This is a genomic window from Arthrobacter sp. Hb9-2 (assembly GCF_059091165.1).
The window spans coordinates 15,108-36,812 of sequence record NZ_JBNHGJ010000014.1; the positions used below are offsets into that span (position 1 = coordinate 15,108).

Sequence of the window (21,705 nt, forward strand, 5' to 3'; positions counted from 1 at the left end):
GTACCGCTACTTCGTCGCGGTGATGTCGAAGTCGGCACCAAGTCCCGCGAGCTTTTCGGTGAAGCGCTCGTAGCCCCGGTTGATGATGTCGATTCCTGTCACGCATGAGGTTCCGGTGGCGGCCAGGGCCGCGATCAGGTGGCTGAAGCCGCCGCGCAGGTCCGGCACGTCGATGTCGGTTCCCTTGAGCTGGGTTGGCCCTGAAATAACGGCCGAATGCAGGAAGTTGCGCTGGCCGAACCTGCAGGGCACGCTGCCGAGGCATTCACGGTGCACCTGGATGCTCGCGCCCATCCGGATGAGGGCATCGGTGAAGCCGAAGCGGTTCTCGTAGACCGTCTCGTGGACGATCGAGACGCCCTCCGCCTGGGTCAGCGCCACCACCAGTGGCTGCTGCCAGTCGGTCATGAAACCGGGGTGCACGTCTGTTTCCAGGACCAGGGGGTTGAGCTTTCCGCCCTTGTGGTAGAAGCGGATGCCGTCCTCACCGATGTCCATGCCGCCGCCCACCTTGCGGTAGGTGTTCAGGAACGTCATCATGTCCCGCTGGGAGGCGCCTTCAACAAAGATGTCACCCTTGGTCACCAGTGCAGCAGAAGCCCACGACGCCGACTCATTGCGGTCCGAAAGCGCCCGGTGGTTGTAGCCGCCGAGGTCGCGGACGCCTTCGATACGGATGGTGCGGTCGGTCTGGACGCTGATGATCGCGCCCATCTTCTGCAGCACAGCGATGAGGTCGATGATCTCCGGCTCCGTTGCTGCCCCGGACAGCTCGGTGATGCCCTCGGCGCGGGTGGCGCTCAGCAGCACCTGCTCGGTGGCACCGACAGAAGGGTAGGGAAGGGAAATCTTTGCGCCGTGCAGTCCCTTGGGAGCGGAGATGTGGATGCCGCCCGGACGCTTTTCCACCACGGCACCGAACTGGCGCAGCACGTCCAGGTGGTAATCAATGGGACGGTCGCCGATCTTGCAGCCGCCAAGATCCGGAATAAACGCTTCGCCGATGGCGTGGATCAGCGGTCCGCAGAGCAGAATGGGGATCCTGGAATCGCCGGCATGCGCGTCGATGGCGGTGCTCGGCGCAGTCTTGGCTGCCTTCGGGTCCAGCGTAAGGTCCCCGTTGACGGGGTCCTTCACTACAGTCACTCCGTGCAGCTGCAGGAGGGAGGTGACTACCTCCACGTCCTTGATCTCCGGCACGTTCCGCAACACCGACGGTTCGTTGCCCAGCAAGGCAGCCACCATGGCCTTGGGAACGAGATTCTTCGCTCCCCGGACGGTGACGCGGCCTGTCAGCGGGACTCCGCCGCGGATGGTCAGAACACTACTCATATACCGGTTTCCTAACGATGACTAGCCCCCAAATCCTTGCAAAGGCTCCAACCAAGCATAGGAGGTCGCGTTACCGAACCGAAATACGCGGGCGACGGCGGCAGGGCGTGGCGCACCGCCGTCGCCCTTGTCAGAGCTGCTTCAGCCGGCTCAGGAAAGGCGCGCCGGCAGGGTTTTGGGCTTGAAGGCGGGCCGGGTGGCTTCGTAGGCAGTGATGTCCGCCTCATGCTGCAGGGTCAGGCCGATATCGTCCAGTCCTTCGAGCAGGCGCCACCGGGTGTAATCGTCGATTTCGAAGGGTGCCACGATGTTGCCGCACACCACCGTTTTGGAGACGAGGTCCACGGTGACCTCGGTCCCGGGAGCGTTCTCCAGTTCCTTCCAGATCAGTTCGATGTCGTCCTGTGCCACTTCGGCTGCGAGCAGTCCCTGCTTGCCCGAGTTGCCCCGGAAAATGTCGGCGAACCGGGAGGAGAGCACGGTCTTGAAACCGTAGTCCTTCAATGCCCACACCGCATGCTCGCGGGAGGAGCCGGTCCCGAAATCCGGGCCGGCCACCAGGACGGATCCGGTGTTGAAAGGCGCCTGGTTAAGGATGAAGGACGGGTCCTTGCGCCACGCCGAGAACAGGGCGTCCTCGAACCCCGTGCGGGTGATGCGCTTGAGGTAGACAGCGGGGATGATCTGGTCCGTGTCCACGTTGCTCTGGCGCAGCGGGACGCCGATTCCGGTGTGGGTGGTGAACTTTTCCATGGCGTGTCCTAGGCGGCGTCGGTGCGGATGGGGGTCTGGACAGGCTCAACCACCGGATCGGGATCCAGGTCCGACGGCGAGCTGAGCGTGCCGCGGATGGCAGTGGCTGCGGCAACCACCGGGGAGACCAGGTGGGTGCGGCCGCCCTTGCCCTGGCGCCCTTCGAAGTTGCGGTTGGAGGTGGAGGCGCAGCGCTCCCCCACTTCCAGCTGGTCAGGGTTCATGCCCAGGCACATGGAGCAGCCGGCGAAGCGCCATTCCGCGCCGAAGTCCTTGAAGACCTTGTCCAGGCCCTCGGCCTCGGCTTCCAGGCGGACCCGCGCCGAACCGGGCACCACCAGCATCCGGATGTTCGGGTCCTTCTGACGCCCGCGGATTATGTCCGCAGCGGCCCGCAGGTCCTCCATACGGGAGTTGGTGCAGGAGCCGAGGAACACGGTGTCCACCCGGATATCCTTCATGGGCGTGCCGGCTTCCAGTCCCATGTACTGCAGGGCGCGTTCGGCTGCGGCCTTGGCGTTTTCATCGCCGAAGTCCTCAGGGAACGGCACAGACTCGGACAGCGAGACGCCCTGGCCGGGGTTGGTGCCCCAGGTGACGAAGGGCTCCAGCGTGTCGGCGTCCAGGTCAACCTGGGCGTCAAAGGTCGCGTCGTCGTCGGTACGCAGGGTGTTCCAGTACTCGACGGCGGCGTCCCAGTCCGCGCCTTGGGGGGCGTGGGGACGGCCCTTCATGTAGTTGTACGTGGTCTCGTCCGGCGCCACCATACCGGCGCGGGCACCGGCTTCGATGGACATGTTGCAGATGGTCATGCGGGCGTCCATGGACAGCGCACGGATTGCGGAACCGCGGTATTCCAGGACGTAGCCCTGGCCGCCGCCGGTGCCGATCTTGGCGATGACGGCGAGGATGATGTCCTTGGCCGTGACGCCGGGACGCAGCGTGCCTTCGACGTTGATGGCCATCGTTTTGAACGGCTTTAGGGACAGGGTCTGGGTGGCCATAACGTGCTCCACCTCGGAGGTTCCAATGCCCATGGCCAGTGCGCCGAACGCACCGTGCGTGGAGGTGTGCGAGTCGCCGCAGACCACCGTCATGCCGGGCTGGGTGAGACCCAGCTGCGGTCCCACCACGTGGACGATGCCCTGTTCGGCGTCGCCGAGCGAGTGCAGGCGGACTCCGAACTCGGCGCAGTTGTTGCGGAGGGTCTGGATCTGCGTACGGCTGGTCAGGTCGGCGATAGGCTTATCGATGTCCAGCGTGGGGGTGTTGTGGTCCTCCGTGGCGATGGTCAGGTCCGGCCGGCGCAGTTTCCGGCCGGCCAGCCGCAGGCCCTCGAAGGCCTGCGGGGATGTGACCTCGTGGACAAGGTGGAGGTCGATGAAGAGAAGGTCGGGCTGGGCATTGGCTCCGTCGCCGTCGCCTTTGCGCACCACGTGCGCGTCCCAGACTTTCTCGGCCAATGTCTTTGCCATGGCCATCTCCCTTCACTGCTGTTTGGCTGATGAGTTCCACTGAACCAGTACGCCTCGCACTGCGCCAGCCGAAAGATTTGCATCTCAGATATTGAGACGGCAATATCATTACATGGACAATTCTAGTGGAGTCGGTGTCATTGATAAAGCGGCCCATGTGCTTGATGCACTCGAGGCCGGCCCCACCACCTTGGCCCAGCTGGTGGCGGCTACCGGCCTGGCCCGGCCCACTGTCCATCGCCTGGCCCTTGCACTGGTGCACCACCGGCTGGTGAGCCGCGACATCCAGGGCCGGTTTGTGCTGGGAAGCCGTCTTGTTGAGCTGGCCTCGGCTGCCGGCGAGGACCGTTTGATCGCTTCTGCCGGCCCCGTGCTGATGCAGCTGCGCGACGCCACAGGTGAGAGTGCCCAGATTTTCCGGCGCCAGGGCGACTGGCGCGTGTGCGTGGCCTCCGCCGAGCGCCCCATCGGCTTGCGCGACACCATCCCGGTAGGTACGCAGCTGTCCATGAAGGCAGGATCCGCGGCCCAGGTGCTTCTGGCCTGGGAGGACCACGACCGCCTGCTGGAAGGACTGCAGTCGGCCCGCTTCACCCCTACTGTCCTGGCCGGCGTACGACGGCGGGGCTGGGGCCAGAGCCTCGGCGAACGCGAGCCGGGGGTCGCTTCAGTTTCCGCACCGGTGCGGGGACCTTCCGGCCGGGTCATAGCGGCCGTTTCAATTTCCGGCCCGATCGAGCGCCTCACCCGCCAGCCCGGCCGGCTGCATGCAGAAGTGGTCTGCAATGCCGGCCGCATCCTCACCGAGGCCCTGCGCAAGAACAACGACTGACTTAAGAACAGAGCCTGACGGCCCGGGCCGACTGCTGGGGCTAGGCTTCTCGCCATGGGCAGCTATGCAGTGTTTCTCCGGGGCATCAACGTCGGCGGCATCAATATCAAGATGGCCGACCTCCGGGAGGCGCTGAAGGCCGCGGGCTTTTCCGATGCCCGGACCCTGCTTGCCAGCGGAAATGTGGTGCTGGCCAGCCGCCTGGATGCGTCAGCGGTGAAACGGGAGTGCGAGAAATGCCTCCGCGATGCGTTTGGCTATGACGCCTGGGTGGTGGTGCTCGACGCAGCACGGGTGTCCGAACTGGTGGCAGCCTGCCCCTACCCGGACGACGACAAAGGCACCCACACCTACATCACGCTTTCCTCCGACCCCGCAATGCTTGACGAACTCGATGCAGCGGGGGCAGCGCTGGAGGGGGCGGAGCAGACAAGGTTGGGGCCGGAGGCCCTAGCCTGGCTGGCACCGGCCGGCGGAACGCTGGACAGCCCCTTCAGCAAAATCTCGGCCAAACCCAGGTTCAAGGCCTCCACCACAACACGCAACTTGCGGACCCTGATTAAGGTCCGGGACGCCGCTTCCCAACTCGCGGCCGCCGGCATCTAGTTTGCCCAGTCCCAGCAGGCTTATTGCCGTGCTGGTTGCCGCCCGCTGGTTCTTCAGTTCTATCCTGTCCCGGCCGTCTTCAGCGCGGCATTAAAAGCGGCGAGCCTGCTCACTTCCACCTCCACCGGCTCCACCACCAACTCCTGGGCAACGGAGGAAACTGCGGCATTGAGCCGCTTCCGCGCCCTGGCGGCCCGGACATTCGCCGCGGCAGCGGCAATGAAGCGTCCGGTAATGGCCAGGAAGATCCCCAACACCACCCCGGCTGCGATCATCAGCGTAGGCACAGGCCAGCCTTCGACCCTCGGCACCTCGGGAACGGGCATCTGGAAATAACCGAGGGCGGCCAGAACGCCGAGCCAGCCGAGGCCTCCCAACACCGTGAGCAGGGCCAGCCATTGCACCACGTTGAACACCCCCCACCACCAGGACCTGCGGTTGGCGGCCAGGTCCGTTCCGGCGATGGCCTGGTCAAGGGCGTCAGGCAACTGCTCCCTGCCCTCGCGTGCGGCGCCGCGGATCGCCGCCCGCCACGGGCCGGGGGCGCCCGCGCTGGCGGCGTCAGCGAATTCCCGGACTGCTGCATCCGTCCGCGCCCGTTCCGGCGCCCCTGCCGGCGGCAGCGAGGTCCGGTTCAGCTCCGACGGGGCACCGCTGCGCAGATTGAGTCGGCGCAGCGGATCCGGCCGGAACCTGGACAGCCATCTGGTGACCGGCCAGCCGGTGCGCTTGACGGACTCAAGCCGGTAGGACTGGCCAACCGCGCGGACCACGGTGGGTACGTTGGCTGCCACGGCCAGCTCGTCGGCCAGGCGTGACTTTGCCGCCGAGCGGACCCCTGCCGCCTCTCCCCCGCCGGAAACTGAACCCAGTTCCACGGTGGCCCGGGTAATGTCGGCAGCGAGCCGCTGCGACTGGGCTTTGCGCTTCACGGCGACGCTCCGGATAGCGGCCCGGACCTTGTCCACTCCCGTACCTGTCACGGCGGAGGCCGCCAGCACCTGGACCTTGCCCAGTCCGTCGCGGGCAAGGATGGACCGCAGGGATTCCAGGACGGGCTGAACATCATGCTCGGGGAGCCGGTCCACCTGGTTGAGGACCACCAACGTCACCGCGCCGTGGGACGCCAGGCGCGACAGGTAATCATTATGTACGGCCGCGTCTGCATACTTTTGGGGGTCAAGGACCCACACCAGGACGTCCACGAGGCCCACCATCCGCTGGACCACTTCGCGGTTGGACGCCCGGGTGGAATCGAAGTCGGGCAGGTCCAGCAGGATCAGGCCGGTTTCCTCGTCAGCGAAGCCTTCCACAGGTGCCGCGTGGTGCCGGTTGCGAACCTCAAGCCAGTCGAGCAGCGGCTCGCTGCCTTCCGCTCCCCACACGCCCGCCAAAGGTTCCGACGTCGTAGGCCGGCGCGCGGCCGCCGTCGCGATTTCAGCTCCGCTGACCGCATTGAACAGGGAGGATTTGCCGCTCCCGGTGGCACCGAAGAAGCCCACTACAGTGTGGTCGGCCGATAGTGAGCGGCGTGAACTGGCCCGCTCCAGGACGGTGAATACTTCCTGGAGTGACGCGTCGGGCAGGACGCCTTCGCCTAGCTCGCGGGCATCGTTGAGGGCCGCAAGCCGGCGGTCAAGCCGGGACTCATCCCGGGTGTCGCTGTGGCGGCTCATGCGGTATCCGCCAGGCGGACCAGGGCGTCCGCGTGGGCGGCAAGAGTCTGCGGGGCGCGTTCATCACGCTCCGGAATCAGGGTGAGGAACTTCTGCCCCTCTTCCTCCAACAGCCGCTGGCAGCGGGCGTGCAGGTCCTCCCGCGCTTTTTCGGCCATGCGCCGCACTGCATCCTCGCCGAAAACCGCTTCGAGCAGCCGCTGGCCCACGACGGCCGTTCCGCCTGCCACACCAACCTCGAGTCCTGTCAGTCCGGCGGTCATCGAGAACACCACGATCATCAGGGCCGCCCCCAGTCCGTTGATTCCGAAGGACAGCCAGCGGGCCTGGGTCCGCTTTCCCTGGCCTTCGGTGCGGATGAGTTCCATCAGGGCTTCCTGCCAGGCCCTGATTTCGGCGGCGGCCCGGTCCTCAAAGCCCGGCGTGGTCCCGGAAAGGTCGTCCGTCCCCAGCAGTTGCCGCCCTGCGGGGTCGGTACGCCACCGTTGGTCGGTGTCCTCGGCGGCATTGGCAGCTTCGTCGATGATGACGGCCTGCAGCCCCGTCTCGATGGCTGCCTCGACGCGCACCGCGGGCGGCGGCTCACCCCGGAAGAAGGCCCCCATCCGGTCGCGGAACCGTCCCACGTTTTGTTCCAGGGCCCGGAAGAACTCGCCGGTGCCCACGAAGTCCTGCCAGCGCGCGAGCACTTCGCCCCGCAGCAGGGCCCCGTCCTTGGTAGCGTCGAGGATCCGGCCGGCAGCATCATGGTAGGCCGATACCGCGGCAGCTTCGAGGTTGTCCGCGGCGGCCTCCTGCTCCCGAGCCGCCTGTGCCACGGCAGCAACACGGCCGGCCAGTGCCCTGACGGTCCCGTTGAGCGTACGGCGGGCGATCTCCGAACGGCCGGCGGCATCTGCGGCCAGCTCCGCGAGCCACGTCCTCAACGGGAGGACGGTGCCGGCCGGGAGCATGCCCAGCGGATCCAGTGGGGTCTCCGGGATCATGAACAGCTGTGCGGCGTCCAGGCCCTCGCGGTCCAGGAGGCTGCGCAGGTCCTCGCTGACTTCCTTTTCCGCCCCCGGCGGTACGCGGTCCAGCACCACAGCCACCATGATGTCCCGCGAAGCTGCGTCCAGGAGCAGTTTCCACGGGACGGCATCCGCATAGCGGTTGGCCGTCGTGACGAAAATCCACAAATCGGCGGCAGCAAGGAGCTGTGCTGCCAGCTTGCGGTTGTCGTCTGAGATGGAGTCGACGTCGGGAGCATCCAGGACTGCGATTCCTGCGGGGACAGCCGGGTCCGCCACAAGCACCAGGGAAGACATGGCTCCGGCGTCCGGAACGGCGCCTGCGCGGCTGGCCGGTACGGGGCTGCTGGCGACGCTTCCGCGGATTCTGCTCAGGCTTGGCAGGACGCGCTGGCCTTCAAACCAGGCTGCCTCCGACGGGTGGTGCAGGAGGATGGGCTGGCGGGTGGTGGGACGGATGGCGCCCGAACGGGTGACGGGGTGGCCGACAAGGGCGTTGACGAGTGTGGACTTGCCCGCACCCGTGGAACCTCCGACGACTGCCAGCAGCGGGGCATCGAGGCTGCGGTACCGCGGGAGGATGTAGTCGTCGAGTTGGGCGACGGCGCCGGCGGCGTCACGCCGGGCCTGCTCCACGTCGGGCAGTGCCAGCGGCAGTGCCGCGGCGGCAAGATCACCGCGCACCTCTTCCAGGAGCGCTACTGCTGCAAGGGCACCGGCACTGCTCGAAGGCGGGCGCTTCTCATCGTGCGGTTCGTCTTGCTCGTTCCGGGAGGTCACAGCAACATCATGCCAGTTGGCGGCTCGAATGGGTGCGGCTGCCTGCCCGGAACGCCCCACCACCTCCCGCACCTTTTCCCGGAACGCCCCACCACCTCCCGCACCTTTTCCCGGAACGCCCCACCAGTTTCTGGTGCGGGTTCGACGGCGGTGCCGCCGCGGGCCGAGCTCAGGAGGGTTCCTCCCGGGACCGAAAGCAATGGCGCGTTCCAGGATTTGTCGCGGAAGGTGATGGGGCGTTCCAGGATCTGCCCCGGGAAGTGATGGGGCGTTGCACGATCTGCCCCGGAAGGTGATGGGGCGTTGCACGATCTGCCCCGGAAAGTGATGGCGCGTTCCACGAATGGTTGCGGAAACGAAAAATGGCCCCGGGCGTTTGCCCGGGACCATTATCTTGGTGACCCCAGCGGGATTCGAACCCGCGTTACCGCCGTGAGAGGGCGGCGTACTAGGCCGCTATACGATGGGGCCGTGTACTTTACCGTACTTCATTCAGCGTTTCCGCTGGTCAGCTCAGTGATTGTTTCACACACTTTGCTGTGGTTTCAAATCGGCGAACCGGCTGAAACCTTCTGCTTTTGGCCCGGAGCGGGGCTTCTGAACAGAGCTGGGATACCAGGACTCGAACCTAGAATGACGGTACCAGAAACCGTAGTGTTGCCAATTACACCATATCCCAATGATACTTTCGGGCCGGTTTTCAGGGCCTTTGCCCTGCTCCGTGCGCCTCAGCACGAGAAATTACTTTACCCGAGACTTCGGGCTCGCACAAATCGGTCCGGTGTGACTTAGCTGACCAGCTGGTCCAAGGATGTCACCATACCGCCGTCGAATCCGGCAGCCATCTCACCCGCCCGGTTCAGCCAGACGCCCAGGAGGCCGGCCGCAGTCGAGCCCTCAGCGTCAAGGAGGCGGTTGTCTCCCACATACAGTGTGTCGGCAGGGGCGGTGCCCAGAAGCCGGACCCCCTCGAGGTAGATGGCCGGATCGGGTTTGGCCACACCGAGGGTGTCCGTTCCCACCAGCCGCCTGACCCGGGCGAGTCCAGCCCCATCCAGCTTGGCGCGCTGGTAGTCATGCACGTTGTTGCTGACCGCCCCATAGGGGATGCCTGCTTCGTCCAGGACATCCAGCAGCGGCATCACGTCCGGAAAAGGCTTCACGTACGCGGGCTGCTTTTCCATGTACGCGCTAAGCCACTGGTGAGATTGCTCGCCCTCCGCAAGTTCAATCCCGAAGTGGCCCAAGGCCGCGCGGCCCCGCAACAGGCGCTGTTCGTTGAACGTCAGCTCGCCTGCCAGGTAGCGGTCGTAGTAGTGCGTGGTCTCATGGGTGAAGATGCGTCCGAACACCTCCCACCCGGCCTGGTCAAGGCCGGGCAGGAGGTGTTCGCTGACCTCCCGCAAGGCAGTGGTCATCGAGTATTCCAAGTCGACCAGGGTGTCATCGATATCGAATAACACCCCGCGGACAGAACCGAAAGGCGTGTCCAGGACCGCGCTGCCTACATGCATGGGAGCCGTCATCAGCCGCGGAATGAGCGAAGGCGGCGGAGAGAGGAATTCTTGCCCAGGATCACCATGGACTCAAACAGCGGCGGCGAGATCCGCCGGCCCGAAACAGCCGTGCGCACGGGTCCGAAAGCAAGGCGGGGTTTGATGCCAAGGTCCTCAACGAGGGCCTGCTTGAGCGCGGTCTGGATGTTGTCGGGCGTCCAGTCCTCAACAGGTTCGAGTGCTGCGATGGCTGCATCCAGTACTTCCGCCAGGTTTTCCGGGAGCCCCTTCCTGGCATCAGCGGCAACGTCGATGGCGTCGTCCGCTTTGAAGAGGAACGCCAGCATTTCGGGCGCCTCGCCCAGCAGAGTGATGCGCTCCTGGACCAGCGGCGCGGCCTCAGTGAGGATTTCCTCTTCCCGGTCGGTCAGGATCTCCCCCACCAGGTCCGCTGCGCGCAGGTAAGGAACGAGGCGTTCCCGGAAAACCTCAGGCGGGAGCATCCGGACGTGCGTGCCGTTGATCGCTTCAGCCTTCTTGAGGTCGAAGCGTGCGGGGTTGCCCAGGACGTCATGGATGTCGAAGTGCTCCACCAACTGTTCAACAGTAAAGATGTCTTCGTCCGCGCTCAGGGACCAGCCCAGGAGCGAGAGGTAGTTCAGCAGGCCTTCAGGGATGAAGCCGCGCTCCCGGTGCAGGAACAGGCTCGATTCGGGATCGCGCTTGGAAAGCTTCTTGTTGCCCTGGCCCATGACGTACGGCAGGTGGCCAAATTCGGGCATGTACTGGGCTACGCCCACGGCGTACAGGGCGCGGTAGAGGGCAATCTGGCGCGGAGTGGAGCTGAGCAGGTCCTCGCCGCGGAGGATATGGGTGATGCCCATCAGGGCATCGTCCACCGGGTTCACCAGCGTGTACAGGGGCGCCCCGTTGGCACGGACCACTGCGAAGTCCGGGACGGACCCGGCACGGAAGGTGATCTCGCCGCGCACGAGGTCATTGAAGGTGATGTCCTCGTCCGGCATCCGCAGCCGCAGGACGGCCTCGCGGCCTTCTGCCTTGAACTGGGCGAGCTGCTCCTCCGTCAAGTGGCGGTCAAAGCCGTCATAGCCAAGCTTCGGGTCGCGTCCGGCGGCACGGTGGCGCGCTTCGATTTCCTCCGGCGTGGAGTACGACTCGTAAACAAAGCCGCCCTCCCGGAGACGGGCAATGACGTCCTGGTAGATTCCGCTCCGCTGCGACTGCCGGTACGGCTCATGCGGGCCGCCTACTTCCACGCCCTCGTCCCAGTCGATGCCCAGCCACTTCAGCGCGTCGAGCAGCTGGTGGTAGCTTTCCTCACTGTCCCGGGCCGAGTCCGTGTCCTCGATCCGGAACACCATGGTGCCCTTGGTGTGGCGGGCGTAGGCCCAGTTGAACAGCGCCGTGCGGATCAGCCCGACGTGGGGAGTGCCGGTGGGCGACGGGCAGAAGCGGACCCGAACGGGCGTGTCAGCGGTGACGGGCGGGATGGAGGCAGCAATCGACGCAGAAGCAGTAGTCATAGTGGCTCCAACTTTACCGTCTGGCGCAAAGCCCCAACGCGGAGCCAGGTGTCAGCGGCGGACGATGGGGTTGGACAGGCGGCCGATCCCCTCGATCTCCACCTCAAAGCGGTCGCCTGCGCTGACCAGGCCCACTCCGGCCGGCGTCCCGGTCATGATCACGTCGCCGGGCAGGAGGGTAAACGCCTGGGAGACAACGGAGACGAGTTCCCGTACTCCCCTGATCATCTGGCTGGTGCTGCCGTCCTGCCGCAGCTCCCCGTTGAGACGGCCCTGGATCTGCAGGTCCTCCGTATCAAGGTCCGTCTCGATCCACGGGCCCAGGGGCGCCGAGGTGTCAAAGCCCTTGGCCCGGGTCCACTGCAGGTCTGTCTTCTGGACATCCCTGGCCGTGAGGTCGTTGCCGCATGTGTAACCGAAGATGACGTCGTCCACGCGTTCCTCGGGCACGTCCTTGCAGATCCGTCCGATCACAACGCACAGTTCCGCCTCGAAGGAGACTTCCTCGGAGAACTCGGGCAGCACCACGGGATCGTTGGGGCCAACGACGGCGGTGTTGGGCTTCAGGAAAAGGAGCGGCTGGGTGGGAACTTCATTTCCGAGTTCATGCGCGTGTTCCACGAAGTTGCGTCCCACGCCGATCACTTTGCTGCGGGGAATGATGGGGGCGAGCAGCCGGACGTCTTCCAGCTTGTGGCGGACGGAGGTACGCTCCACTCCGTTGAAGAAAGGGTCCCCATGGATGACAGTGATTTCCTCACTGCCCGTGTCACCTTCGACAACGCCGTAGAGGGGATCAGAATCGACGACAAACCTGGCAATACGCATGGCTCCTACCCTACCGTCTCGCCACACCGACACCTGTCGTTTTAGGGCCTGCCGGCCCAGCCCCGCAGGTAGTGAAGCTGGGCGGCCACGGACGTAACAGCTGCGCGCCGCACGGAAGGGTCGACGTCGGAATAGACGGCGTCCGCGACGTCACCCACCGTGGCATCCTGGCCGAGCCGGTCCAGGGCCGCGCGGATCTGCGCCAGCCGTTCGAGGCGATGGGCGCGGTAGTCGCCGACGACGTCGGTCAAGGACGGCAGGACAGGGCCGTGGGCGGGCAGGACGGTGGCCGGCCCCAGCGATTCCAGCCTGTCGAGGGAGGTTAGGTACTCCCCGAGGGTCCCGTCCGGATAGTCAAGCATCGTGGTGCCGCTGCCCAGGATGGTGTCCCCGGTCAGTACCGCACCGTGCGGGCCGTCGCCGGGGAGGTGGAAGCAAACCGAATCGGACGTGTGGCCGGGCGTTGCCACCACGCTGACGTCAAGGCCCGCAGATTGGAGTACCTCGCCGTCCAGCAGCGGTGTGCCGTTGCCGTAGCAGTGCGCAGGGTCCTTGGCGCGTACGGGGGCGCCGGTCAGTTGATGCAGCCGTGCGGAGCCGCCGGTATGGTCGCCGTGGCGGTGGGTGATGAGGATAAGTTCAACGGGGCCGGCAGCGGCGAGTGCCTGGAGGTGGTCCTCGTCCAGGGGACCCGGATCAACCACGACCGCGCCCGGGTGGGCGGGGTGCCGCAGCACGTAGGAGTTGGTGCCGGCGAGGCTCATTGGCCCGGGGTTGGGGGCCAGGACGAACTGCGTCAGGGCTGAGCTGCGCTGCAGGAGGGGGCCGGAAGCTGGAGTCACCATCCCATCTTTGCATCCGACTCTGGAGCGCAGCGGCCGTAGCGCGGGGAACAGGCCGGAATAGAACAGCGGGGTGCCCGGGTTGACCACCAGTGAATCCCCTCGTTGTCTCCCAGGAAGCCGGAACCACATCACATGAGCACCACCACGCTTGCAGACCTCCTCGCCGAAGCCGATTCAGCCGGTCACGACCATGCCGCAACGGAGAAGAACAGCGGGCTTCTGCACATCCACAACCACGCCACAGGCAGCATTGTCTGGTTTCCCACCTGGAAGAAGTTCCGCGAAACCGCCGACTGGAGTGCGGCGGTGGACGGCCTCACCGAGGTTCTCAAGCAGGGTGCGGCGCCCGTGGAGGAAGCGGCCTCCGGGCTCCTTGTGGAGGAACTGGACGAGCTCCTGAAACGGGCCGCTGCCTCCGGCGATGCCGCCTTGTTTGTCCAGGAGAACCTCACGCCCCACCTGACAAGGACTTGGGCTATGGCAGACGCCGTCGCGAAAGCAACAGGGCAGGAGCTGCCCTCCGGCAGCACTACGCCGCCTATATTCGCCGACTACCCCTACGACGTGTACGCCCAGGACGGCGGCGTCTTCGCGACGACGCTGTGGAACGACATTATTGACGCCCGCCGCAACCGTGCATTGGAGGAAGAAGCGGCCAGGAAGGCCCTGAAGCCCGTTTCCCGCAAGGCACTGAAGAATGCCGCCCGGAAGGCCGCTCGGCGCTAATCCCCCCGTTGCACAACGAACGGCGCCTGCCGGGGATGAGCCCGGCAGGCGCCGTCGTAATTTGTCAGTCAGCGAAAAGCGGGACTAGGCGAGGCGGGTCAGCCAGCCGTGGGTATCGGGGACTGCGCCGGTCTGGATGCCAAGCAGCTTTTCCCGGATGGCCATGGTGGTTTCCCCGGCCCTGGCGTCCTCGGAACCAATGAACTCGGTGGTGTCCTTGAGGACCCCGATCGGGGTGATGACGGCGGCAGTACCGCAGGCGAAGACCTCGGCAATCCCGCCGGAGGCAACGCCGTCGCGCCATTCGTCGAGGGTGATCTTCCGCTCGGTGACTTCGCGGCCCATGTCCTTGGCCACCTGGATAACGGACATCCGGGTGATGCCTTCAAGGATGGTGCCGGTCAGCACAGGGGTGACCAGTGAGCCGTCCTTCATCACGAAGAAGACGTTCATGCCGCCCAGTTCCTCGACTGCGTTGTCGTTGAACTGGTCGAGGAAGAGGACCTGCTTGCAGCCGTTGGCTTCAGCCTCCTGCTGGGCGATCAGCGACGCTGCGTAGTTGCCGCCGCACTTCGCATCGCCGGTACCGCCACGGCCTGCTCGGGCGTATTCCCGGGAGATCCAGATGGACACGGGCTTGAGTTCGCCGCCGAAGTAGTTGCCGGCCGGTGAGGCGATCACCCGGAAGGAAACCTCGCGTGCGGCGCGGACGCCCAGGAAGGCCTCGGTGGCAATCATGAACGGCCGCAGGTACAAGGCCTCACCGTCGCCGCTGGGAACCCAGTCCTTGTCGGCGGCAACCAGTTCACGGATTGCTCCGAGGAAGTACTCGGCAGGCAGTTCCGGAAGGGCGAGCCGGCGGGCGGACTTGTTCAGGCGCGCTGCGTTCGCCTCCGGGCGGAAGGACCAGATGGACCCGTCTGCGTGGCGGTACGCCTTGAGCCCTTCGAAGATCTCCTGGCCGTAGTGCAGCACTGCAGCTGACGGGTCCAGGGAGATCGGTCCGTAAGCTTCCACGCGGGCGTTATGCCAGCCGCCGTTGCCGTTCTCGTCCACGCTGTAGTCGACGATGGCGGTGTGGTCGGTGAAGTGATTGCCGAATCCCGGGTTGGCCAGGATGGCTGCACGCTCTTCAGCAGACTTCGGGTTGTCCGAGAGCTGCTGCGAAAATTCGACGCCGTGGGCAGTCTGAGTCATGGTTCCTCCACGATCGGCCGCCTTGGCCTCAGCGTTGAACGTCAAGGCGGCATTTGGTGATTCGAGACAAGCTTACGCCCGTTGCCGCCAGCCCCAGGCGCGGCTACAGGCCGGCGGCGATGGCGTCGCCCACCGCACTGGTGGTGCGTGCACCGCCGTCGCGCTTTTCGACGTCGGCACTCACTGCCGCCTCGATCCTGCGGGCTGCCCGGGTGTAGCCGAGGTGGTCCAGCAGGAGGGCTGCGGACAGGATGGCCGCGGTGGGGTCGGCCTTGCCCTGGCCGGCAATGTCGGGGGCAGAGCCGTGGACCGGCTCAAACATCGACGGCGCGGTGCGGTCCATGTTGATGTTGCCCGAAGCTGCCAGCCCGATGCCGCCGGTGATGGCTGCAGCAAGATCGGTGAGGATGTCGCCGAAGAGGTTGTCGGTGACGATTACGTCGAAGCGGGAGGGATCGGTGACCATAAAGATGGTTGCGGCGTCCACATGCAGGTAGTCGTGGGTTACTTCCGGGAACTCCTGTGCCACGGCCTCGACCGTGCGCTTCCAGAGGTGCCCGGCGTAGACCAGCACGTTGTGCTTGTGGACCAGGGTGACGTGCTTGCGCTCCCTCGCGCTGGCCCGGCGGAAGGCATCCCGGACAACGCGCTCAACACCGTGGGCGGTGTTGAGCGAGACTTCCGTAGCCACCTCATGCGGAGTTCCGGCGCGCAGGGTGCCGCCGTTGCCGACATAGGGGCCCTCGGTACCTTCGCGGACCACGATGAAGTCGATGACCCCGGGATTGGCCAACGGGCTGCCCACGGTTCCGTAGAGCCGGGAGGGCCGCAGGTTGACGTAGTGGTCCAGGCTGAAGCGGAGCTTGAGCAGCATCTCCCGTTCAATAATGCCGGACGGTATACGGGTATCGCCTGGGGCTGCACCTACTGCCCCGAACAGGATGGCATCCCGGGTCCGAAGATCGGCCAGGACGTGGTCCGGCAAGGTCTCGCCCGTGGCCAGCCAGTGCTCGGCGCCGAGCTTGTAGTGCGTCGGCTTGAGCTCGACGCCCTCGGAAGCGACAGCCTTTTCCAGCACCTTGAGTGCTTCCGCAATGACCTCAGGGCCAATGCCGTCGCCGGGAATAACTGCAAGATCGATGGAGGATGTGCTCATGCTTTCAGCGTAGCCAAGATATCCATATGCTGGTCAAGCCGTCTCATTATCCGAACAGCCCTCTGGGGCCGCCTTCACTTCTGGGAAGAGACAGCAAACGCCCACTCACCTTCCATCCGGAAGGTGAGTGGGCGTTCGCGGAAAACGTGCAGAAAGTGAGAGAGCGTCAGCCCTCAGCGGGCTCCTCGTACTTGGGGAACACCGGGGACGGAGCCGGCAGTTCAGTACCCGCAGCAATCGGCGTCCCGATGGCGGAGAACTGGCGGGCCTCCCCTTCCGGCTGGCCGAGGGTGCCAAGGAGCGCAGCTGTTGCTGTCGGCATAACGGGCTGGGCAAGGATGGCCACGATCCGCAGGACTTCCAGCGTCACGTACAGCACTGTGTTCATGCGTTCGACGTCGGTCTTCCGCAGCACCCAGGGCGCCTGCTCGGCGAAGTAGGCGTTGGTGTCGCCCAGGACGCCCCAAACGGCTTCGAGGGCGCGGCTGAACTCCTGCTTCTCAAATGCCGCCCGCGCAGTGTCGAGGAGCCCTGCGGCCTGCCCCAGGATGGCGTTGTCCTCGGCCGTGAACTCCCCCGGAACGGGCACTTTGCCCTCGCAGTTTTTGGCCACCATGGACAGGGACCGCTGGGCAAGGTTTCCGAAGTTGTTGGCGAGGTCCGCGTTCATCCGGCCAACAATTGCTTCGTGGTTGTAGCTGCCGTCCGCACCAAAGGGCACTTCGCGGAGGAAGAAGAAGCGCACCTGGTCAAGGCCGTACTGCTCCACGAAGTCGGCCGGGGCCACAACGTTGCCCAGCGACTTGGACATTTTCACGCCGTTGTTGTGCAGGAACCCGTGGATCATAACGCGCTTGGGCAGTTCCAGGCCGGCACTCATCAGGAAGGCCGGCCAGTAGATGGCGTGGAACCGCGAAATGTCCTTGCCGATCACGTGGACATCCGCTGGCCAGAACCTCCGGAACTTCTCCGAATCGACGTCGGGGTAGCCCACGCCGGTGAGGTAGTTGGTCAGGGCGTCCACCCACACGTACATCACGTGCTTGTCGTTGCCCGGGACCGGAACGCCCCAGTCGAACGTGGTCCGGCTGATGGACAGGTCCTCCAGGCCGCGCTTTACGAAGCTGATGACTTCATTGAACCGGTACTGCGGGGCACCGAACTCGGGCTGGGCCTCGTACAGGGCCAGCAGTTTGTCCTGGTAGGCCGAAAGCCGGAAGAAGTAGCTCTCCTCCGCCGTCCAGGTCACCTCGGTGTCCGTCTCCTTGGAGTAGCGCACGCCGTCGTCCTTGACCACGGTGTCGTCTTCGACGTAGAACGCCTCGTCCCGGACGGAGTACCAGCCCTCGTACTTTGAAAGGTAGATGTCGCCGTTGGCCTCCATCTTTTTCCAGATGGCCTGCGACGCCGCGTAGTGGTCCTCGTCCGTGGTCCGGATGAAACGGTCGTACGTGATGCCCAGGGCCGAGTGTGCCGCCTTGTAGACCTCTGCGTTCCGATCCACCAGTTCCTTGGGCGTGATGCCTTCCTTTTCGGCGGTCTGGGCGATCTTCATCCCGTGCTCGTCCGTGCCGGTCAGGAACATCACGTCATAGCCGTCCAGCCGCTTGAAGCGCGCCATGGCGTCGGTGGCAATGTACTCGTAGGCGTGGCCGATGTGCGGCACGCCGTTGGGGTAGGTGATGGCCGTGGTGATGTAGAACGGCGTTTTCTCTGTAGCAGTCACGTGCGGACGGTACTTTCGGTGCGGAGGGACAGGCTAGATCAGTTCGGTCAGGGAGTCGCTGAGCCGGACGAGTTCGTGGTCGTGCGAAGCCACCAGGACCGCGATGCCATCCGACGTGGTGTCTTTGAGGATGCTGATGATGCGGTTTGCGGAGGCACGGTCCAGGCTCGCCGTGGGTTCGTCAACCACCAGGACCCTGGTACCCAGGATCAGGGCGCGGGCGATGGCAACGCGCTGGCGTTCACCGCCGGACAGCTGCGCAGGGCGGTGCCGCATGCGGCGGCCCAGGCCCACAAGGTCCAGCAGGTCCTTGGCCATGTCCCGGCGCTGGTCCACTTCCCCGTCCGGAACAGCCGGCAGGAGGACGTTCTCCAGCGCGCTCATTCCGTCAATGAGGGCGCCGCCCTGGTCCACGTAACCGATGAGGGCACGACGGCGGTCGGCGATTTCGTCGTCGCCCATGCTCTCGAGGGAATCGCCTTCCCAGAAGACACGGCCCGACGTCGGCAGCGTGAGCCCCGCACCGACCGTCAGGATGCTGGTCTTGCCGGAGCCGCTTCGGCCGGCGACGCAGTGCATCTCGCCCGCGTGCAGCGTGAGGTCGAAGCCTTCCACCACGCTGACCGCCTCAGCGCCGCCTTTGCCGCCGCCGTAGCGGATGGTGATGTCGCTCAGTTCCAGCGGGGTGCCGTGGTCAGCAGCCTTGACGATGGTATTGGCGCGCGTCTGCAGGGCGACGTCGCCGGAGCCGCTCCTGCGGCTCCGCTGGACATTGGTCTGGTTTGTCATTGGACCACTTTCGTTGCAATCGGTATCCAGCAAAGTACAGCCACGAGGCCGGCCACGCCTGCCCACAGTGCGGCATAAGGTGCCAGCAGCAGGCCGATGCCCAGGGCGCCCAGCACGCCCAGGGGCAGTGCCACGGTTCCCACCAGCGCGTTCTCGAACAGCCGGACCTGGCGGAGCATGTCCGGGTTCCAGCCCATGGCCTCAAGGATTCCCAGGTACTGCCGCTTGGCGTTGAGTTCAAAGCGGCCGGTGACCAGGGTCAATACCAGGCCCACGACGACGCCTGCGAGAGCCAGGAGAATGCTCGGCAGCGCCACGCTGGCAGCGGCGAGCCCGCTCAGGGCACTGGCGCCGGCCGCGCGGGGAATGTCGATCAGCAGCGCAATGAGGCCGCCCACGGCTGCCCCGAAGACGCCGACGGCAACAGCCAAGGCAAGGGTGTTGAACTTGTTGGTGCCCAGCTGGCGGTTCGCGAAGGTCAGGGGTGAATCTACCGGTATGAGGCGCTCGTCGTGCTGCGGTTCCTGGTCGATAACGTCGCGGTGGCGCAGCTGTTGGGCTGCGAAGAACGCAGCTCCGGCGTACAGGACCAGGACGGAAACGCACACGAGGGCTGTGGTGAGGCTCCAGCTGACCAGGCTCAAAACGATGCCGGCCACGGCAAGCAGCACTGCGCCCACAGCGAATTCCTCCAGCACCCAACTGCGGATCCGGCGCTGGGTCCAGCCCATGGCGCGCAGCGTTCCTGCCTCGCTCCGCCGCTTGCGGATGTAGCTGACGGTGGAAGCACCGGTGAGAAGGGCGGCGCCGCAAAGCGTCAGGAAGAGCAGCGTGGTGTTGGTTCCGGAAAGGGAGCCAGTCACGGCGTCGGCTGCATTCTGCCGGACCCATGACTGCTGGACCGTGCCCAGGGCGGATTCCTTGCCGGCGTCGTCCTTGGAGTAGCCGGGAACGAAGATGCTGGCGTCCTCGCGGGCAGAACCGGCCACGATCGTGGCCTCCAGACCCATGGCGCGGATTTCCCCGGCGAGCTTTTCAACGTCCGGCTGTGCCTCTTTCCAGCTGCCGGGCGCTTCGGCACGGACACGGACGGCGTCGATGACTGCCGCGTTGTCCTTGTAGCCGCGGGCAGCCGCAAGGCCGTAGTAGTCGGTAATGGCGCCGGCGGACTGGCTGGCAAGCCCAGTGGCGCTCAGCGAGGGCTCAAGCTCGGCGGCCGGAACGTCCTTGCCCTCGGCGTCCTTGACCAGGGTGAAGGGAGTGGGGTCGTAGCCGCCCAACGGAAGCTTGTTGACGTCCCCGGCGGCCTCTGCCACTGCGGAAGGATCGAATGTTCCGTAAACCATGGCAAGGGGGGCTGCTGCCTTTTGCTCCCCCGTCTCCAGGTTTTCACGGTAAGAGCGTTCGTCCACGGGCTCGCGCTGGGTCTGGTCAACGGGGGTGCCATTGGCGCTCTTTTCGGGCAGGCGGTTGATGGTGACCCATTCGCCGGGTACCGCGTTCTTGCCGGCGGCGCCGTTGGCCGCTGCCTCGCCGTCGGTGTATTTCGGGGCCGCTGCGAAGTCCGTGCTCCATTCAGCAGGCGTGTAGAGGCCCTGGTTGAAGTTGCCGGTGGCTCCGAGGAGGGAGGAGTGGTCCGTGGATCCGGGCCACGAGAGAACGAAGGGGTCCTTGGAGACAAACGGGAGATAGTCCTCCCCCAATGACTGGGAGGCTGTTCCGACGTCCTTGACCACCTTGCCGGAGTCGTCGATTTCCTCAATCTTGACGTTGTACTTCAGGTCCAGCGACGTGCCCGAACGTACGATGAGGGGAATGGCCTGGGAATCGGCGGTCAACTGGCCGTTGCGCTTTGCCTGCTGGTACTGCGTCATCAGGGGTGCCCAGTGCTTGAGCTTCACGCCCAGGAAGTCCGGGCCTTCTTCCAGCTCGTCCAAGCCGATGCCGTTGGTGAAAAGACCTTCAAAGTAGCGGCCGATCGCTCCGGCATCACGCGCGTCAGCGGGCGGAGCCTTTTCCAGCGGGGCCAGGAAGTCACCGGCGGAACCCAGCAGGGCACGCTCGGCGGCGGGATCGACGGCGACCACGGATTCCGTGACCTCCGGCGCGAGGGGCAGCGACACTGACAGGTTGAACAGGTTGTGTTCGGAACCCCCGGCCGGGGCAGGGAACTTGATGCCCGTTTCACCTTCGGGAGCGGCAATGCGGATGCTGCTCCCCCCGGCTGCCCGCTCCTCCACGAGTTTGGCCTTGCCCAGGGTGCCTTCGGCAGTGGACTTGAAGAGCGTCTGCTCTGAAACGCCGTCGGAGCTCACTGCGGTGGCGGTGAGGCGGTATTTCTTGGCCTCATCGCTCAGCACGGACTCGGCCGCGGGCCACTCAGCAGGAGCGGTGGCCCCGGCGGCCTGGTCCGCCGTCGCGGTGCCGGCGAGCCCGGCGTTGTAGCCGAGGTAGTCCATGGCATCCAGGCGCGGCGCTTCGAGGTTCTGCGTCACGCGGGAGACCAGGCTGATGGGTGCGGCCACGGACGTGCCGGACAGCTTCCGGATTGCCTCCAGCTGTTCGAAGCTGATGCCGCCGGTGCCGTTGGCGATCTCCGGCTGCAGCAGTGCGCCCGAGGGCGCTTTTGCCTGAACCAGGACATCGTAGAGCCCCCGTGAATTTTCGTCCACGGTCCGGCTGAGCGCCGCCTGCGACTGGCTTTGGACGAGGACCGACAAGCACATGGCTGCGATCAAGATGGCCGCGGTCAACAGCAGCACTTTGCTTCTGATGAACCTCTGGACGGCGTTCATTGAACTCCCTGAAACCTGGATTGCGTGCGCACATTCGAAACCGCTCGGGGCGGACGTGGACGATCACGGACGGATGTGCAAAAGGTATTGGCCGGCCTGCCGGCCCGGTCCGGTAAGGGGACCCAGCCATTGTAAGCAG

The 21,705-nt window shown here is 65.5% G+C and carries 17 protein-coding genes and 2 tRNA genes; 3 read left to right on the top strand and 16 right to left on the bottom strand.

Translation table 11 applies throughout. From position 1 onward, the window contains the following. Positions 1–6: 6 nt before the first annotated feature. The 3 genes from murA to leuC form a co-directional block, all read right to left on the bottom strand. On the bottom strand, positions 7–1,332 hold the full coding sequence (gene murA / locus AC5RV1_RS09855) for a UDP-N-acetylglucosamine 1-carboxyvinyltransferase (protein ID WP_493994399.1): 1,326 nt from the start codon (positions 1,330–1,332) through the stop codon (positions 7–9). Between the two features lie 150 nt (positions 1,333–1,482). Then, a complete protein-coding gene (gene leuD / locus AC5RV1_RS09860) occupies positions 1,483–2,085 on the bottom strand; it encodes a 3-isopropylmalate dehydratase small subunit (protein ID WP_430225649.1) in 603 nt (200 codons plus the stop codon). 8 nt (positions 2,086–2,093) lie between these two features. Then, positions 2,094–3,560, bottom strand: a complete 1,467-nt coding sequence (gene leuC / locus AC5RV1_RS09865) for a 3-isopropylmalate dehydratase large subunit (RefSeq protein WP_493946446.1) — start codon at positions 3,558–3,560, stop codon at positions 2,094–2,096. 112 nt (positions 3,561–3,672) lie between these two features. On the opposite strand from leuC, the gene AC5RV1_RS09870 reads away from it, so the two are divergent. Both AC5RV1_RS09870 and AC5RV1_RS09875 read left to right on the top strand, forming a co-directional pair. After that, positions 3,673–4,392 carry an IclR family transcriptional regulator gene (locus AC5RV1_RS09870; protein WP_066292257.1) on the top strand — a complete coding sequence of 240 codons (720 nt, stop codon included), beginning with the start codon at positions 3,673–3,675 and terminating at the stop codon, positions 4,390–4,392. 54 nt (positions 4,393–4,446) lie between these two features. Continuing rightward, positions 4,447–4,998 carry a DUF1697 domain-containing protein gene (locus AC5RV1_RS09875; protein ID WP_493994400.1) on the top strand — a complete coding sequence of 184 codons (552 nt, stop codon included), beginning with the start codon at positions 4,447–4,449 and terminating at the stop codon, positions 4,996–4,998. 59 nt (positions 4,999–5,057) lie between these two features. Here AC5RV1_RS09875 and AC5RV1_RS09880 read toward each other — a convergent pair whose 3' ends face one another. From AC5RV1_RS09880 to AC5RV1_RS09915, 8 genes are all read right to left on the bottom strand, one after another. Next, positions 5,058–6,674: a GTPase gene (locus tag AC5RV1_RS09880; RefSeq protein ID WP_493994401.1), complete on the bottom strand. Its 1,617-nt coding sequence runs from the start codon at positions 6,672–6,674 to the stop codon at positions 5,058–5,060. Further along, entirely contained in the window at positions 6,671–8,464 is a 1,794-nt protein-coding gene (locus AC5RV1_RS09885) for a dynamin family protein (protein WP_493994402.1), read from the bottom strand. Before AC5RV1_RS09885 ends, AC5RV1_RS09880 begins: the two co-directional genes overlap by 4 nt. Before the next feature lie 395 nt (positions 8,465–8,859). Next, positions 8,860–8,935 (bottom strand) — tRNA-Glu (locus AC5RV1_RS09890). Positions 8,936–9,071: 136 nt separating this feature from the next. After that, positions 9,072–9,143: transfer RNA gene (locus tag AC5RV1_RS09895), tRNA-Gln, on the bottom strand. Between the two features lie 109 nt (positions 9,144–9,252). Beyond that, positions 9,253–9,990 (bottom strand): HAD family hydrolase, encoded by a 738-nt coding sequence (locus AC5RV1_RS09900; protein ID WP_493994403.1) that lies wholly within the window; start codon positions 9,988–9,990, stop codon positions 9,253–9,255. Next, complete coding sequence (gene gltX / locus AC5RV1_RS09905) at positions 9,990–11,504, bottom strand: glutamate--tRNA ligase (RefSeq protein ID WP_493994404.1); 1,515 nt, start codon at positions 11,502–11,504, stop codon at positions 9,990–9,992. Before gltX ends, AC5RV1_RS09900 begins: the two co-directional genes overlap by 1 nt. A gap of 51 nt (positions 11,505–11,555) precedes the next feature. Further along, positions 11,556–12,332, bottom strand: a complete 777-nt coding sequence (locus AC5RV1_RS09910; protein WP_493946454.1) for a fumarylacetoacetate hydrolase family protein — start codon at positions 12,330–12,332, stop codon at positions 11,556–11,558. Positions 12,333–12,373: 41 nt separating this feature from the next. Further along, on the bottom strand, positions 12,374–13,177 hold the full coding sequence (locus AC5RV1_RS09915; RefSeq protein ID WP_493994405.1) for an MBL fold metallo-hydrolase: 804 nt from the start codon (positions 13,175–13,177) through the stop codon (positions 12,374–12,376). Positions 13,178–13,309: 132 nt separating this feature from the next. Between AC5RV1_RS09915 and AC5RV1_RS09920 the strand changes: the two genes are divergently transcribed. Next, positions 13,310–13,903, top strand: a complete 594-nt coding sequence (locus tag AC5RV1_RS09920; protein ID WP_493994406.1) for a hypothetical protein — start codon at positions 13,310–13,312, stop codon at positions 13,901–13,903. Between the two features lie 84 nt (positions 13,904–13,987). Here AC5RV1_RS09920 and AC5RV1_RS09925 read toward each other — a convergent pair whose 3' ends face one another. The 5 genes from AC5RV1_RS09925 to AC5RV1_RS09945 form a co-directional block, all read right to left on the bottom strand. Next, the gene (locus AC5RV1_RS09925) at positions 13,988–15,100 is read right to left on the bottom strand and encodes a branched-chain amino acid aminotransferase (RefSeq protein ID WP_493994407.1); all 1,113 of its coding nucleotides are present in this window, start codon (positions 15,098–15,100) and stop codon (positions 13,988–13,990) included. A gap of 103 nt (positions 15,101–15,203) precedes the next feature. Then, positions 15,204–16,256: a 3-isopropylmalate dehydrogenase gene (locus AC5RV1_RS09930; protein WP_493994408.1), complete on the bottom strand. Its 1,053-nt coding sequence runs from the start codon at positions 16,254–16,256 to the stop codon at positions 15,204–15,206. 166 nt (positions 16,257–16,422) lie between these two features. Beyond that, positions 16,423–17,982, bottom strand: a complete 1,560-nt coding sequence (gene metG, locus AC5RV1_RS09935) for a methionine--tRNA ligase (protein ID WP_493994409.1) — start codon at positions 17,980–17,982, stop codon at positions 16,423–16,425. A 33-nt stretch (positions 17,983–18,015) separates the two neighbouring features. Beyond that, positions 18,016–18,771 (bottom strand): ABC transporter ATP-binding protein, encoded by a 756-nt coding sequence (locus tag AC5RV1_RS09940; protein ID WP_493946461.1) that lies wholly within the window; start codon positions 18,769–18,771, stop codon positions 18,016–18,018. Beyond that, entirely contained in the window at positions 18,768–21,566 is a 2,799-nt protein-coding gene (locus AC5RV1_RS09945) for an ABC transporter permease (RefSeq protein ID WP_493994410.1), read from the bottom strand. Before AC5RV1_RS09945 ends, AC5RV1_RS09940 begins: the two co-directional genes overlap by 4 nt. Positions 21,567–21,705 lie beyond the last annotated feature (139 nt).

What these genes read in the sequence shown, in the direction of transcription:
- AC5RV1_RS09870 (WP_066292257.1), top strand. Translation starts at nt 3,673, where the DNA reads ATGGACAATTCTAGTGGAGTCGGTGTCATTGATAAAGCGGCCCATGTG.
- AC5RV1_RS09900 (WP_493994403.1), bottom strand. Translation starts at nt 9,990, where the DNA reads ATGACGGCTCCCATGCATGTAGGCAGCGCGGTCCTGGACACGCCTTTC.
- leuD (WP_430225649.1), bottom strand. Translation starts at nt 2,085, where the DNA reads ATGGAAAAGTTCACCACCCACACCGGAATCGGCGTCCCGCTGCGCCAG.
- AC5RV1_RS09875 (WP_493994400.1), top strand. Translation starts at nt 4,447, where the DNA reads ATGGGCAGCTATGCAGTGTTTCTCCGGGGCATCAACGTCGGCGGCATC.
- AC5RV1_RS09930 (WP_493994408.1), bottom strand. Translation starts at nt 16,256, where the DNA reads ATGAGCACATCCTCCATCGATCTTGCAGTTATTCCCGGCGACGGCATT.
- AC5RV1_RS09915 (WP_493994405.1), bottom strand. Translation starts at nt 13,177, where the DNA reads ATGGTGACTCCAGCTTCCGGCCCCCTCCTGCAGCGCAGCTCAGCCCTG.
- AC5RV1_RS09880 (WP_493994401.1), bottom strand. Translation starts at nt 6,674, where the DNA reads ATGAGCCGCCACAGCGACACCCGGGATGAGTCCCGGCTTGACCGCCGG.
- gltX (WP_493994404.1), bottom strand. Translation starts at nt 11,504, where the DNA reads ATGACTACTGCTTCTGCGTCGATTGCTGCCTCCATCCCGCCCGTCACC.
- AC5RV1_RS09910 (WP_493946454.1), bottom strand. Translation starts at nt 12,332, where the DNA reads ATGCGTATTGCCAGGTTTGTCGTCGATTCTGATCCCCTCTACGGCGTT.
- leuC (WP_493946446.1), bottom strand. Translation starts at nt 3,560, where the DNA reads ATGGCAAAGACATTGGCCGAGAAAGTCTGGGACGCGCACGTGGTGCGC.
- murA (WP_493994399.1), bottom strand. Translation starts at nt 1,332, where the DNA reads ATGAGTAGTGTTCTGACCATCCGCGGCGGAGTCCCGCTGACAGGCCGC.
- AC5RV1_RS09945 (WP_493994410.1), bottom strand. Translation starts at nt 21,566, where the DNA reads ATGAACGCCGTCCAGAGGTTCATCAGAAGCAAAGTGCTGCTGTTGACC.
- AC5RV1_RS09940 (WP_493946461.1), bottom strand. Translation starts at nt 18,771, where the DNA reads ATGACAAACCAGACCAATGTCCAGCGGAGCCGCAGGAGCGGCTCCGGC.
- AC5RV1_RS09920 (WP_493994406.1), top strand. Translation starts at nt 13,310, where the DNA reads ATGAGCACCACCACGCTTGCAGACCTCCTCGCCGAAGCCGATTCAGCC.
- AC5RV1_RS09925 (WP_493994407.1), bottom strand. Translation starts at nt 15,100, where the DNA reads ATGACTCAGACTGCCCACGGCGTCGAATTTTCGCAGCAGCTCTCGGAC.